At 47.3% G+C, this 14863-nt stretch carries 14 protein-coding genes; 9 read left to right on the plus strand and 5 right to left on the minus strand.

Annotated elements, in window-relative coordinates; all coding sequences use genetic code 11:
• Positions 1-485 (plus strand): hypothetical protein (locus A3849_RS33380; RefSeq protein WP_218619259.1); only part of this gene is annotated, 485 nt, incomplete at its 5' end.
• On the opposite strand, the gene A3849_RS25840 is transcribed toward A3849_RS33380, so the two are convergent.
• Together A3849_RS25840 and A3849_RS25845 are read right to left on the minus strand one after the other, a co-directional pair.
• On the minus strand, positions 469-1707 hold the full coding sequence (locus A3849_RS25840; RefSeq protein ID WP_074113970.1) for an aminotransferase class I/II-fold pyridoxal phosphate-dependent enzyme: 1239 nt from the start codon (positions 1705-1707) through the stop codon (positions 469-471). The genes A3849_RS33380 and A3849_RS25840 overlap by 17 nt on opposite strands.
• Positions 1708-1736: 29 nt before the next feature.
• On the minus strand, positions 1737-2678 hold the full coding sequence (locus A3849_RS25845; RefSeq protein ID WP_074113971.1) for a tyrosine-type recombinase/integrase: 942 nt from the start codon (positions 2676-2678) through the stop codon (positions 1737-1739).
• 162 nt (positions 2679-2840) lie between these two features.
• Here A3849_RS25845 and A3849_RS25850 point away from each other — a divergent pair, with 162 nt between their 5' ends.
• The 3 genes from A3849_RS25850 to A3849_RS25860 all read left to right on the plus strand — a co-directional run bounded on the left by A3849_RS25850 (position 2841) and on the right by A3849_RS25860 (position 5454).
• Positions 2841-4250: an NAD-dependent malic enzyme gene (locus A3849_RS25850; RefSeq protein ID WP_074113972.1), complete on the plus strand. Its 1410-nt coding sequence runs from the start codon at positions 2841-2843 to the stop codon at positions 4248-4250.
• A 105-nt stretch (positions 4251-4355) separates the two neighbouring features.
• A complete protein-coding gene (locus A3849_RS25855; RefSeq protein WP_074113973.1) occupies positions 4356-4898 on the plus strand; it encodes an ATP-binding protein in 543 nt (180 codons plus the stop codon).
• A 112-nt stretch (positions 4899-5010) separates the two neighbouring features.
• On the plus strand, positions 5011-5454 hold the full coding sequence (locus A3849_RS25860; RefSeq protein WP_074113974.1) for a GNAT family N-acetyltransferase: 444 nt from the start codon (positions 5011-5013) through the stop codon (positions 5452-5454).
• Positions 5455-5541: 87 nt separating this feature from the next.
• Here the strand turns inward: A3849_RS25860 and A3849_RS25865 are convergent, their stop codons facing one another.
• Genes A3849_RS25865 through A3849_RS25875 form a run of 3 tightly spaced genes read right to left on the minus strand, consistent with a single transcriptional unit; the run spans position 5542 to position 8008 of the window.
• On the minus strand, positions 5542-6333 hold the full coding sequence (locus A3849_RS25865) for an ABC transporter permease (protein ID WP_074113975.1): 792 nt from the start codon (positions 6331-6333) through the stop codon (positions 5542-5544).
• A gap of 8 nt (positions 6334-6341) precedes the next feature.
• Positions 6342-7172, minus strand: a complete 831-nt coding sequence (locus A3849_RS25870; RefSeq protein ID WP_074113976.1) for an ABC transporter permease — start codon at positions 7170-7172, stop codon at positions 6342-6344.
• A gap of 20 nt (positions 7173-7192) precedes the next feature.
• Positions 7193-8008 carry an ABC transporter ATP-binding protein gene (locus tag A3849_RS25875; protein WP_074113977.1) on the minus strand — a complete coding sequence of 272 codons (816 nt, stop codon included), beginning with the start codon at positions 8006-8008 and terminating at the stop codon, positions 7193-7195.
• 588 nt (positions 8009-8596) lie between these two features.
• Between A3849_RS25875 and A3849_RS25880 the strand changes: the two genes are divergently transcribed.
• The 5 genes from A3849_RS25880 to A3849_RS25900 all read left to right on the plus strand — a co-directional run bounded on the left by A3849_RS25880 (position 8597) and on the right by A3849_RS25900 (position 14765).
• Positions 8597-9640, plus strand: coding sequence for a helix-turn-helix transcriptional regulator (locus A3849_RS25880; RefSeq protein WP_074113978.1), 1044 nt, complete (start codon positions 8597-8599; stop codon positions 9638-9640).
• A 5-nt stretch (positions 9641-9645) separates the two neighbouring features.
• Positions 9646-11463, plus strand: coding sequence for a cache domain-containing sensor histidine kinase (locus A3849_RS25885; RefSeq protein ID WP_074113979.1), 1818 nt, complete (start codon positions 9646-9648; stop codon positions 11461-11463).
• Positions 11464-11621: 158 nt separating this feature from the next.
• Positions 11622-12941, plus strand: a complete 1320-nt coding sequence (locus A3849_RS25890; RefSeq protein ID WP_074113980.1) for an ABC transporter substrate-binding protein — start codon at positions 11622-11624, stop codon at positions 12939-12941.
• A 115-nt stretch (positions 12942-13056) separates the two neighbouring features.
• On the plus strand, positions 13057-13941 hold the full coding sequence (locus tag A3849_RS25895) for a carbohydrate ABC transporter permease (protein ID WP_074113998.1): 885 nt from the start codon (positions 13057-13059) through the stop codon (positions 13939-13941).
• Positions 13941-14765: a carbohydrate ABC transporter permease gene (locus A3849_RS25900; RefSeq protein WP_074113981.1), complete on the plus strand. Its 825-nt coding sequence runs from the start codon at positions 13941-13943 to the stop codon at positions 14763-14765. The genes A3849_RS25895 and A3849_RS25900 overlap by 1 nt, the downstream gene beginning before the upstream one ends.
• Positions 14766-14863: the final 98 nt, after the last annotated feature.

Below are 14863 nucleotides of genomic sequence, written 5' to 3' on the forward strand. Positions count from 1 at the left end.
ATTTAAATGAAGCACTAAACATCCACAAATCAATAAATTCTAACGAAATATTTGAAGTCTTCTGTAATTTTGGTGTACTTGAATTTTTAAAAGGTAATCTTGAAGAAGCTAGAATCTACACAAAGAAGGCCCAGGAGACAGTACCTCAGAGCCTCTCTTTAGATCATATAATTTTACAACTCAATAGTTTAATAATTGACTTGAATTCTAAGGAGATATCCCTACTAAGGGTTCATCAAGAAATTTGGGAAATATATAATAATCCTGTAATAACTAAAGACCCTTGGGTGAGATTTCAGGTCGTTTACAATCTTTATAACTTAGAGTTAGTCTTAAATCTTAGCATTACTGAGCATCCTAGAGAATACTATATTGACAAGAATCATAAAAGAAATACAACATGTTTTGAGGTTCTAGTTAAAGTACACTTGGACGGTTTAGACTTACCAATGTCTCTAAGTTTATCTCCTAATTGGAGATATTAATGGTTTTATGATATTTATCACTTAAATAACCTATTCCTTCATTTCTACTTGTTGGATTAAGAAGAATGTTTGCAATCATTTCTGCGAGGAGGATCACATCATCGTTAGAATAGTTTAAGTTGCTTATACAAACTGTACCTAGACGAATACCGGAAGTGATTTCAGGAGAAGCTAAATCTTCTGGTATTAAATTCTTATTTACAAGCAAGTTATTTTCATAAAATATAGATTCTACTAAATTTCCTGTAGTTTTTAAAGCTCCAACATCTATTAGTATCAAGTGAGTATCTGAAGTTCCAGATACAACAGGTATTTTTTGATCAACTAGTTTTCTACATATAATTCTAGAATTGTCCTGAACAACTTTTGCATACTTTTCTAGATCTATTGAGCTTAATTCAACCAATGCTATCATCTTTGCGAATTGAATTGATTGGAGAGGTCCCCCTTGTGATGTTGGGAAAATTGAATAAGATATTAGCCTGTTAAAATCGCTTTTATAAATGAGGATGCCACCTTGCGGGCCTCTTAATGTTTTATCCATGGTAAATGTTACAAAGTCTGCGTGCGGAAATACATCAGGATAAGTCTTCCCAAGAATATATAAAGCAGTATGACAAATGTCGGCTAATAAGAGAGCGTTATACTTATGGGCTATTTGAGCAATTCGTTTGTAGTCTATTTGTAATGGATATGAGGAAGCTCCAACAATTATTAGTTTTGGCTTGTTTTTTTGAGTTAGTCTTTCGATTTCATCATAATTAAACTCAAATTCAGAAGTAAGGTGATAGTTTAATACTTTATTTTGATTCTTTGATATTTTATTGTGTGAGATGTGACCACCATCTTTAGGGCTTAAGCTTAGAACAACGTCATTTTCTGATAATACTGCATTATATACTATTTGATTAGCCTGAGTACCGGAATGCGGTTGAGTTGAAACTTTATAATTGGTATCAAGATGGAAGAGCGCTCTTACTAGTTCTTCGGAATATATATCAATGTCCTCGATACATTCAAATGCTGGGAAAAATCTTGCTCCACTTACTCCTTCTGTAGGCAATGTGAAAATGGGATATCTTTGAGCTTCCATAACACTTTCGAAGGGATAACTACAGCAAGCCTCCATATTTATGTAATTATTTTGAACAGAATGATAGGAATCTATTATTCTGTTTACACGTTGATACTTATCTCCAAGAAAACCTTTTAATAAATACACTCCATTAACCCCCAAATAATTCGTAGTTATTAGGAGGTCTCCAGCCGGTTTCTGGGGTTGAATTGGGAGAGGACGTCCCGCTTTCGTTTGACTGAGACTTCGGTGTAGATTTCGGTGGTGCTTACGCTGGAGTGGCCGAGGATTTCCTGGACGGCGCGGAGGTCGGCTCCGTTCTCCAGCAGCTGAGTGGCGAAGGAATGGCGGAGGTAGTGAGGTGTTGCCTTTTCGTTAATGCTGGCTAACTTTCTGTATTTGGCAAAGATATCTTCCACTCCGTATATCGATAAGGCCCGGCCGTATTTATTAAGGAACAAGGTATCGTTCTTCGGACGGAACTGCTCTCTGATCTCCATCCAGTCGTTGAGCTTGCCGATTAGCTCGGAGCTGGACAGGTAGAGCAGCCGTTCTTTGCGCCCTTTGCCGAAAATAACAACCACCTGATTCTTCAAGTCGATATCTTGCAGATGAATTTGCGCAAGCTCTCCAATACGAATACCAGTTGAAAATAATAAATCGATAATGGCATCATTTCGGATGGACAGACGGGTGCGAAACGGCGTGGTCAATTGCTTCCGGTCGATCAACGGAGATTGCAGCAAGCGTTCAATTTCTTCGACGGCCAGTGTCTTGGGAATTCTTTTGGCGGTCTTGAACTTTTTCCCGAAGTTGTGGAGCGGGGATTGTTCAATCCAATTTTTATGGACTAAAAATAAAAAAAATGACTTAATCGATATGTACTTTCTCTTGATCGTAGAATCCTTAAGCATGCCTGCACTGTTGAAGCTATGGAAGTAATGATGAAGGATGTCACTTGTGATAGCATCCACCTCATTTTCGGTTAACCAGTTGTGGAGCATGTTGAGGTCGGACATGTAGGCTTTGATGGACTTTGGGGAGAGGTTCTTTTCAATAATCAAAAAGGATACATATTTCTCTAAGTATTCAGTGAATTCGGATACGGAAACGGCCAATGCTATTCCTCCTGGATGTATAGTTTCTAAGGTCAGATGTTCAGATTATATCAAAGGCAAACGGTAAAACGTGGGAATCCGAAATTTTAGAATACAATTATGTATAAAGTGTGAACTGTAGTATATTGGACATAGATTGCTCAGATCAAGGAGGGTAACTCTATGTCGATTGCAACAACGATGATTATCCGGCTGGAAATCCGCAAACCGGTTGCGACCTTTGGGGATGTGGCCTCGAGGCTGGCTGCGGTTGGTGGCGATATTGTGGCCATTGACGTGATTCGCGCAGGCAAGGATGTAACGACGCGGGATATTACGGTAAATGTGCAGGATGCTTCAAATGACAAGATTATTACGGTACTTACAGACATGCCGGGGATTAAAGTCATCAATGTATCGGACAGAACCTTTCTTGCTCACATTGGCGGCAAAATTGAGATCACCCCAAAGATGCCGATCAAGAACCGCGAGGATCTGTCGCTGGTCTACACACCTGGTGTGGCGCGTGTCTGTATGGCTATTGCTGAGGACCCGGGGAGAGCCTATTCACTAACGATGAAAAGAAATACGGTAGCTGTTGTCACCGACGGTACTGCGGTACTGGGTCTCGGCGATATTGGGCCGGAGGCGGCGATGCCTGTGATGGAAGGCAAAGCGATGCTGTTCAAGCAGCTGGCAGAGATCGATGCTTTTCCGCTATGCCTGAATACCAAAGATCCAGAGGAGATCATTCGTATTGTGAAAGCGGTTGCTGCCGGGTTTGGCGGGATTAACCTGGAGGACATCAGCTCTCCCCGCTGCTTTGAGATTGAACGGCGGCTGTCTGCTGAACTGGATATTCCGGTGTTTCATGACGATCAGCATGGGACGGCAGTTGTGGCTTTGGCCGGTCTGTTGAATGCGCTTAAAGTGGTTGGGAAAAGAGTAGAGGATTGCCGGATTGTCGTTGTTGGCATCGGAGCAGCAGGCGTTTCGATCTGCCGTCTGCTGCTGGCAGCGGGTGCACAGAAGATCTATGCTGTTGACCGGGCGGGCATTCTGCACAAGGAGCAGAGTTATGACAATGCGGAGTGGAGCTGGCTTGCTGGGGCAACTAATCCTGAGGGGCTGACTGGAGGACTGACGGAGGCTATTGCGGAGGCGGATGTGTTCATTGGCGTCTCTAGCGGAGGTATCCTGAAAGTAGAGCATGTTCAGAGTATGGCGGAGGATAATATCGTGTTTGCCATGGCTAATCCGACCCCTGAGATTGAGCCGGAGCTGGCCGAGCCTTATGCCCGGGTAGTGGCTACCGGAAGAAGTGATTATCCGAATCAGATCAATAATGTGCTTTGCTTTCCCGGGATTTTTCGCGGGGCACTGGATTGCAGGGCCAAAACGGTCAATCTGGAGATGAAGCTGGCTGCTGCGCAGGCGATAGCTTCAGTAGTTCACCCGGACGAGCTAAATGAGCAGTATATTATCCCGAGTATTTTTAATGAGAAAGTGGTTGAAGAGATACGGGACGCGGTGATTCGGGCCGCAATCGCAACGGGTATCGCGCGGAGAATTCCACCAGACATTTCGGAGTGAGACCGGGATATACCAAAAGGTACAGTGAGAAGTATCGCTGTATCTTTTTTTGAATATATGCATGATTTGTTACACGGTCTACTTAGCGCATATTTAGGAGGGTATATGTACAGCAAAATTCATATTATGGGGGCGTCAGGCTCTGGAACCAGTACATTGGGCCGGGCTTTGGCTGAGCATCTGCCGCATGTGCATTTGGACAGCGACGATTATTTCTGGGCGCATAAATATACCAAACAGACAGAGATTAATGAAAGGCTGCGTACGATCCGGCGTGATCTCGTCCAGAAGGAGCCATGGATATTGTCTGGTGCCGTATGTGGTTGGGGTGACGGGCTTCATCCCTGGTTTGATCTGGTTGTATTTCTGTGGATTCCCGGGGAAATCCGGCTCGAACGCCTGCTAACAAGGGAAGTCGAGAGGTATGGTGCGGAAAGTCTGCCTGGCGGCAGCATGTTCAATGAGGTACAGACCTTTATGGAATGGGCGGCTTTGTACGATACAGCGGGTCCGGAAGTCAGAAGCAGAGTCCTTCATGAGGAATGGATGTCGCAGCTGCAATGTCCTGTATTGAGACTGGAAGGGGATATGACTGTCGAAGAGCGAGTGGAGGCTGTGCTTAAAGAATATATTGCTGCTGGAACGTGAGCTGCGGCGAAGGGGATTTAAGGGCAGAAGGATGCTATATCCCCGAATGGAAAACTATATATGTATAAAAAAGAATAGCCTGATCCATCGACAGAAAGCGGGGGACCTCCATATGGTCATTATTAAAGAAATTGAATTCGAATCCCTTGATGCACTGAACAAGCTCTACCATGAGCTGATCGATCGTCCTACGGACCCGAAGAAGCTCGAGGAGGCATTTCGTTCAATTCAGGCGGATAGCCGTTACATACTGTTGGGTGCTTATGTGGACGGGGAGCTGCTGGGTTCAATGATGGGCATCGTGTGCCAGGATCTCGTTGGCGATTGCCGGCCGTTCATGGTGATTGAGAATGTGGTTGTTTCTTCCCGGGCACGGCGCCAGGGCCTCGGCAACAAGCTTATATCTGCCCTGGAGTCCATCGCTCACGAAAAAGACTGCTATTACATCATGTTCGTTTCGGGTGAGAAGCGTAAGGAAGCGCATGTCTTTTATGAGTCGATGGGCTACCGGGAGGAAAAGGTGGAGGGATACCGCAAGCATTTGAGCTCCCATTAGTTGATAACCTTGCGGTTCGTTCACCCGTTTATTTGCTATGAACCTACAGTGGGGTAATTATGTCTTGGATAGCATACTCTCGAAACATCAGCTCCCCGTACTCTTATAATGTCTTACCCCGAAACGCCAGACCAGCAGCGACACGCCCAGGAACGCAGCTCCGGCGGGAAGGGACAGATAGCCCAGCCACTGCGGATAACCCCAGCCGCACACCGCAGCCGCAGGATAGAAGCTGATAAATAGCATAGGCAGCACAAAGCTGAATATGGACTTCAGCGCCTTAGGCATGTAGGGCTCGGGGCAGCGGGTGATTTGATAGCTGGCATTGGTCAGGATATAGATCCAGTCCAGGCCTTTGATGGTAAAGAATGCAAGCCCCGAGGTGAGCACGAATACCCCGCAGTACATAATGCACCCGCCTGCCAGGGCCATGGTTAGGATGCCGATCTTCCCCAGGGTTAGTGAAACGCCAAGCTCTGAGAGCGCCCAGCCTGCCGCGCAGATTCCTGTGATGGGACGGACCAGACGGTGCAGATGGAACCTGGACGCTGCGACCTGGACGAACAGGGAGCGGGGACGGAGTAGCAATCTGTCAAAGTCACCGGAGCGCAGCATCTGCCAGGGGAAATAATCAAAGCCGCGGCACAGGCTCTCTGCGAGTCCAAAGGAAGCCACAGCCAGGGAATAGACCAGAATAATATGGGCGACCGTCCATTCCCCGATATTGCCGAAGCGTGAGAAGAGCAGGACGGTGGAGATGGGGTCCGAAATGACCACAACAAACACCTGGATTAGCATCAGCCACCAGCCTTTGTACTCCATTCCCGACAACAGGTGCATCCGCAAATATTTGAAATAGATTTTGCTTTCATCGATCATCCTTCAATTCACCCTCCCTGCACGATAATACTTTTTAGCTTGCGGGTCATGATGGAACGTCCGGCAAATATAAAGAGGGCACTCCAAAATAGCTGTAAACCGATTGCAGGCAGGGCACCCGATGGTGCGAGACTGCCGACATACAGCTGAACCGGTATATCTGCGAACCCGCCAAAGGGCTGGAGATACAGAAAGGTCTGCATAAAGTCAGGCCAGAGACGAAGGGGAAGATAAGTGCCGGACAATATCCCGCTGAACAGCAATAGCATATATGTTGGGCCATCACCCCAGGTGATGTTCAAGCGTATGGCGGTGACGAACATGGCAAAGGCGGAGCATAGCACAAAGGCCATCACAACCGACAAGAGAAAACAGGCAAATCCAAGGGCAGATGCAGGAGCTCCCAGCGCGTAGCTGACAGGCATCAGCAATCCGGCCAGGATGGTGGCGAGGCTGCGGAGCCAGGAGGTTCCAAGCTTGCCTGCCGAGCTTTTGACGAACCAATGCGTGTACAGATTCATCGGGCGGCACAGCTCCACACCGACATCACCGTTGTTGATTTTGGCCATAATCTCGCCGTCAATGTTCATGGATTGCAAGATAAACAGGCCCTGAGCCAGCCATACGTAGGATATGGTTTGGGATAAGGATAGACCGTTATTATTCCAGGCTCCGTTATCGCTGTATGTATAAAATACGGTGAACAGTACGCACTCCAGGAAACCCCAGAAGACACTTACAAACACGCCGGATATTGCAGAAGCCCGGTATTGCAGCCCTTCGGCCATACGGATGCGGAAGAGGGAACTGCAGGCTTTACAGGTATTCCGAAAATTCATTTCACACCTCCTAAAAGTTGTTATACCAGCGACAGGTCGTTATACATCGCAGCGATCATGGCATCCGTATTTACTTTCATAATCACTTCTGGAGCATATTTCTCCTGCAGGCCGCCCAGCGGTCCGTCGTACAGCAGTTGTCCATGCCCTATGACCATCACCCGTTCGCAGAGCGCTTCAATGTCGTCCATATCATGGGTGGTCAGCACCATGGTTACCCCGTACTTACGGTTTTCCTCCTTCAAAAAGTTCCGGAGCGCAAGCTTGGATACCGCATCGAGGCCGATGGTAGGCTCATCCAGGAAGAGGATTTTGGGGCGGTGCAGCAGAGCGGCCACCAACTCACAACGCATCCGCTGTCCAAGTGAGAGCTGCCGGACTGGCGTCTTTAGAAGCGCTTCCACACCAAGGGTTGCCGTCAGTTCGGCAAGTCTTGTCTTGTAATCACCCGGGGGAATGGCGTAGATATCTTTGAGCACATCAAAAGAGTCGGCCACCGGTACATCCCACCACAGCTGGGAGCGCTGCCCGAACACGACACCAATTTTGGATACATGCTCCACACGGTTCTTCCAGGGAATCTTGCCCATAATGGCGCATTCACCGCTGTCCGGCGTAAGGATGCCGCTCATCACCTTGACCGTTGTGGATTTGCCTGCACCGTTAGGCCCGATGTACCCGACTAGCTCACCTTCATTAATCCCAAAGCTGATTCCGCCGAGTGCTTCCACTTGAGTCACATTGCGCATAAAAGCTCCCTTCAGCATCCCCCATTTTCCTTCGGGCCGTTTGTACACCTTGAACGTTTTCCGGATATCTTTGACTTCAATCTGCATCTAGTGCACCTCCTTCGTGCAGAAGATCATAACATTGTCCTATGGCTGAGATAAAATGGAATTACGCCATCTGTAGATCCAACTTTGCCGCTGGGGTGGGGATATGCTATGGATTTGCTTCAATTTCCATAAAAATGCTTGCTATCTTGACATTTCCGTGCTATATTAATTTTATAGTTGACGCAGGAAAAATGGGTTTTATTTTACATATGTATCTCAAATAAGCTCTTTGATACCGGTGATGATTTCACCGGTTTTTTTTTGTTGAAAAAGGACTTTCCTGCTTTGTATTGCTTTACAAAGCGAATTGAAGAAGCAAAGTCCTCCGGCATCCTCAACTTATAACGGCTGTACTGTCCAGTGAAGGACGGTGCAGCCTTTTTTTGTGAAAAAGGGGTGGCTTACGTGCGGGATAGAGCGGAGAGTTACAGGGGTTTGGGTTTGAGTCAAAAAAGGATTCATAATTTTCACGCCATTAATCCTTCGACGGAATAATTATCCTTTGACCATATCCGTGATAGCGCTCTATAATCCCTTCTTATGTGGCAGGCTATTAAATATCATAACGGAAGAAGGCGGGGATACTCTTTGAAGCAGCATTTTCCGCATGGACAATTCAGATTTCTGGGAGTATCTTCACAAGAACATCTTGACGATACACCTATAATTGAAGCCCTGGAACGCAGTGTTCCCGGCCTGATTGCTGTATCCGTATCTGGAGTGCAGACGGACACAGGGCTTTTTCTGATTAATCTTGAGGCTGCAATGTGGGGCGATACTGTACGGGTACTATATGAGCTTGCCTTGAAGAGATCTGAACATGAACCGGAGTTCCAGATTTGTCTGAGCATAGCCTTTCCCGGGCTCGATGAGGCGGCGGCGGTGTACCAGGGCAGCTATATGAAGCTCGGGCAATACAGGTTTTATTTTCCCGGCAAGATGGTGCTGATTCCGGATGAATTGCCAACGCTCACAGCGGAACTTCCGAAATTTAATCCGGGCCAGTTCACCGAGCAGCTTAAGCGGCTTCAGCTGGAGGAGGCTTTTGCGGAGCTTCGCCAGCATGTGGCTGCACTCTGCTCGTATTACGACAATGATGTCTTTCAGTTCAAATCCTTTCTGGGAAACATGATCTTCAATGTGACCCATCAGTTCAGCCATCTAAAGGTGCTGGAGGAGGAGAAGTATGACCTTTTCCGCTCGATTGATGAGGCTCCGAATGCGGATGCGGCAGCGGGGATTTTGGAAGGCTTTTTGGACCGGGTAATGGAGCTGGCATCCTCGGCAGTCCCCGCATCCGGCAGTCATACCAATATGAAGAAGCTTCTGGAATATATCGAGGAGCATTATGCGGAGCCGCTTAGCCTGACAGAGCTGGCCCGCCATTTCCATTTCAACCCCTCCTACTTGTCCAGTCTGTTCACGGCGCACAACCAGGAAGGATTTAAGGAGCATCTCAATACGATCCGTACCGATAAAGCGGCGGTGCTGCTGCGGGAGGGGGAGACCCCGATTTCCGAGATCAGCAGTATGGTCGGCTACGGGGATCACAGCTATTTTTGCAAAGTATTCAAGAAATATACCGGACAATCCCCAAGCGGCTATAGACGTCAATTTTACGGGCAGGAGTAAACATTATGCGAAGGTATTGGGAGCGTTACAAATTTCACAGTTTATTTATCAAAATCTTTATTGTTATGGTCATCAGCATCATCACTGTAGCGATTTCAACATCGTGGACCACAGTCCGCATGTCGGAGAAGCTGTTCATGGAGACTTTCAGCATTACGAATTCCAAGGTGCTGAACCAGATTAAGGAGAACTTCGAATCCTTCCATTACTCCATCGTTACGGCTACCAATAATGCACAGCTGAGCGGTACGATTAAGAGCTTTTTGACGGATAAGGATTCCACCTCCGTGCGTGAGCTGAGAACCTTCTACAACATGACGACACAGATGAAGAAAATCCAATCCACACTGGACACTTACCAGGTCGGGATCAAAATCATGGGGGAAAACGGGCGCAGCTATTCAACCAATACCCAAAATTTGCTGATGACCGATACGGAGCTGCGGGAGCATGAGCTGACGCGTAATACGATGGCTGAACCCAAAAGACTGATGTACCAATTCTATAAAGAGTCCAAGCCGGGGGTCAACCAAAAGGACGGGGTAATCGTAGGCAGCAAAGCGCTTATGGAGCGGACGACAAGCGATATTTATGGAACCTTGTATTTTACAATTCATGAAAAGGATTTCCGGCCGTTCTACGCCAGCTTCGTCAGCACCGGAAACGATGTGGCGATACTGAACATGGATGGGGTCATTGTCTCCAGTAACCGTAGTGACCTGATGGGACAGGAGGCAAAGGATTTGCTGGGATTCGCCAAGGCTATTGAGGCCCGGAAGCTCGATTATAAGAATGTTGCATTCCGGGGCACGGATTCCATCCTGATCGCCGATTATTTGTCTTCCTACGATTTTTATATCGTCAATTTGATTGATAAACAAACGGCTCTCGGCCAGATGGTGGATAAGAAAGCGGTCATATGGATCTGCTCAGCCATCGTGATCGTGGCGCTGATTATTGTATTTTTAATCTCCCGCAAGCTTACAAGGTCTTTAACGCTGCTGACCCGGCAGATGTCCAAAATCACTCACCGGAATTTCCACAATTACATCACTGTGACCGGCAGCTTTGAATTCCAGGAACTTGGGCATACTTACAACTACATGCTTGATGAATTAAATGCTTACATTGCCCGATTGGTACAGACCCAAAAAGATCAGCGCCAGGCAGAGCTCGCCGCATTGCAGCATCAGATCAACCCGCATTTTCTCTACAATACGCTGGCTTCGGTTAATTTTCTGGTGCAGCAGGGCAGCAAAGACAAGGCGGTGCATACGATTCATGCCCTGATTTCGATGCTGCAAAATGCGCTCAGCAATGTCAGTGAGAGCATCACGGTGACCCAGGAGCTGGAGAATCTCAAATCGTATGTCTTTATCAACCATGTCCGGTACGGGGAGCGGATCCGGGTCAATTTCTTTATCTCACCGGATTGTATGGAGTTCCATTTGCCGAAGCTGATCATTCAGCCATTTATTGAAAATGCTTTTTTTCATGCGTTTACGAAGAAAAGCGAAGGCTACATTCATGTGCTGATCTCCCGGGATGCCGGCTCCCTGGTGTGTGAAGTCGTCGACAATGGAGACGGTATGGAGATCGATGAGCGGGATCTCCCGCTATCCGAGCCAGAGGGCAAACGTCAGCAGTTCACCGGCATCGGGATCAGGAATGTGCATGACCGCCTTGTACTGCTGTATGGCGAGGAATACGGGATTAAGATCAAGAGCCGTCCGGGAGAAGGCACAGTGGTCAAAATCCGCCTGCCGCTGCTGCGGAGACAACATGAATACCAATTTCCAAAGAAAGAACAAATGGATGGTTAGGTAACGCTTACAAACAGGCGATAGAATGACAAATCTGCATAAAGTAAGTTCTAACAGAACCCGCAGGACGGATGATAAGATTATCCATGTAATCAGGAAGCGCTTACAGAAAAAACGCATTCGATCACTCACGCACACACAAAAAGGGAGGATAACAAATGAAAAAGAGCTTTGCCTTACTACTGATTTGTATGCTGCTGTTAACTGCCTGCGGTTCGAATTCCAAGAATAACGGAAATCCGGCGAACACCGGGAAGAATGCGGGGAATGCTGGAGGTAGCACCGCGCAGGCCAAGGAAATTACAATTTGGGCGTGGGACCCTGCCTTTAATATTGCCGCACTGGAAGCAGCAAAAGCTGAATATGCCAAAACCAACCCGGATGTAAAAATCAACATTGTCGAGTATGCACAAAATGATATTATTCAGAAGCTGAACACCGGCCTGAACTCGGGTACAACCAAGGGGCTGCCGAACATTGTACTGATTGAGGATTACCGGTCCCAAAGCTTCCTTCAAGCCTATAAGGATTCCTTCTTCGATCTGAGCAGCTATATTAAAGGCGCTGATTTTGCAGATTACAAAAGCGGCCCGACCAGCCTGGACGGCAAGCAATACGGGATTCCGTTCGACTCTGGTGTAACCGGTCTATATTTCAGAACCGATTACCTGGAACAGGCCGGCTACAAGCTGTCTGATCTGCAGGATATCGACTGGAAGAAATATATTGAAATCGGCAAAACCGTGAAAGAGAAAACCGGAAAGGCACTGATTACACTAGATCCGAACGACCTTGGCCTGATTCGCATGATGATACAATCCGCCGGCTCCTGGTACCTGAAAGATGACGGGAAGACACCGAACATTGCCGGTAATGCGCCTCTTAAGGAAGCATTTGAAACCTACAAAGCGCTCACCGAAGCCAATGTGGCCAATGTTCACGCAGACTGGAGCCAATTTGTGGCTGCCCTGAACAGCGGGGCCGTAGCCTCTGTACCTACCGGAAACTGGATTACACCTTCGATCACTGCTGAGGCTACCCAATCCGGCAAATGGGGAATTGCTCCGCTTCCGAAGCTGACAAACAATAAATCGGTTCATGCTTCGAACCTTGGCGGCAGCTCGTGGTACGTGATGAACGTCGACGGCAAAGAAACTGCAGCAGACTTTATGGCCAAGACCTTTGGCTCCAATACAGAATTGTACCAAAAGCTGCTTAAGGATATTGGTGTGATTGGTACCCTCAAAGCGGCATCGAGCGGGGAGGCTTACAGTCAGCCCAATGCATTCTTTGGCGGCCAAAAGGTTGTATCTGATTTTGCCTCGTGGACAGAGCAGATTCCAAGCGTTAATTATGGTATTAACACATATGCCATTGAGGATATTCTGATCGTGGAAATGCAAAATTACCTGAACGGCAAGGATATCGACAAGGTCCTGAGTGATGCCCAGACGCAGGCCGAATCACAGATCAAATAGCTGAAACGAGATTTACCGTTACCCTTGGGCGTAACTTGCTGCTCCTGACGTCTGGAGACGAAAGTGCGCCCGGGGTTTTTAATTATACTCTTACTTTCAAAGGGGCTGTACCTTGGTGAAACAAGCAAACCTTAGCATTCGCAGAAAAAGCGCGCTCACAGGATGGTCCTTTGTCCTGCTGGCTGTCATCCTAATCTTTGTATTTTACTTTTATCCAATGCTCCAGGCTTTGATATTATCATTCCAGACGGGGACAGGAACCAACCTTTCCTTCACCGGTTTTGATAATTATACAAGACTGCTGTCAGACAAGACTTTTATTACTTCGGTTAAAAATACATTTATCTTCTTGCTGGTTCAGGTACCGCTGATGATTATTCTGGCGCTGTTTATTTCGGTGCTGCTGAATGACAGTAAGCTGAAATTCAAAGGCTTTTTCCGGACAGCGATCTTCTTGCCCTGCGTAACCTCGCTTGTTGCGTACTCAGTAGTGTTCAAATATTTGTTTGCCGGAGACGGGCTGGTCAACACTTTCCTGATGAATCTTCATCTGATCAACACTCCCATTCAGTGGATCACCGATCCGTTCTGGGCTAAAATCACCATTATTATCGCGATTACCTGGCGGTGGACGGGTTACAATATGATTTTTTATCTGTCTGCACTGCAGAATATCGACAATTCTATCTATGAGGCAGCCAGAATTGATGGGGCTTCCGCGACGCGGCAGTTTTTCGGAATTACCGTACCGCTGCTGAAGCCGATCATCCTGTTTACCTCTATTACCTCTACAATCGGAACCTTGCAGCTCTTCGACGAGGTTATGAATATTACGAAGGGCGGTCCAGGTAACGCGACACAGACGATCTCCCAATATATTTATAATCTGTCCTTCAAGTATTCGGCAGACTTCGGCTATGCGGCTACAGTGTCTTATTCCATTGTGATTATGATTGCACTGCTGTCGTTCATCCAGTTCAAAGTGGCAGGTGAAAAATAATGGCTAAAAGTAAACGTTTCTTCACATATCTGCTTCTAAGTATCGCTGCCGCCATTTCCATTTTCCCCTTTCTGTGGATGGTCGTGAGCTCTACAAACCGTTCTGTTGATGTTACCCGCGGGCGGCTGTTACCCGGCTCTTATCTGCTGGAGAACTTCCGTAATCTGCTGGAAACCACCGATCTGCAGCAGGCTTTGATTAACTCGGCGAAAATCTCGATTACGACTACGATTTTGGCACTCCTGATCGCCTCACTCGCCGGTTATGGCTTTGAGGTGTTCCGCAGCCGTGCGAAGGACATCGTGTTCAACATTTTACTGCTGTCGATGATGATTCCTTTTGCCGCCCTGATGGTTCCGCTGTACCGGATGTTCGGGCAAATCTCCAATGTCTTCCCCTGGATGGGGATTGATACGATGACTTCGGTGATTCTGCCTACGGTAACTACGGCGTTTCTGATCTTCTTCTTCCGGCAGAGTACAAAGATGTTCCCCAAAGAGCTGCTGGAGGCGGGACGGATGGATGGACTCAGCGAGCTGGGGATCTTCCTGCGGATCTATCTGCCAACGATGAAAACCACTTATGCAGCCGGTGCCATCATTACCTTCATGTCGAGCTGGAATAACTATCTCTGGCCGCTGATTGTACTGCAGACCCCGGAGACGAAGACTATGCCGCTTCTGATCTCCACGCTGGGTTCCGGTTATGCTCCGGACTTTGGCATGATCATGATTGCAATTGTGATCGGTACGATCCCGACCGCACTGGTATTCTTCCTGATGCAGAAGCAGTTCGTAGCCGGTATGGTGGGATCGGTGAAATAATTAGCTGTGTAGGCTGTAAAGTCGGCTATATGTATTTTTTACATCCCGTGTCCCTGCCCTGATGTGATAAACTGGAAACAACTGTGATCTATTTAACA

Origin of the sequence: Paenibacillus sp. P46E, from assembly GCF_001909095.1 — a bacterium.
Classification (GTDB): Bacteria; Bacillota; Bacilli; order Paenibacillales; family Paenibacillaceae; genus Paenibacillus_AQ; species Paenibacillus_AQ helianthi.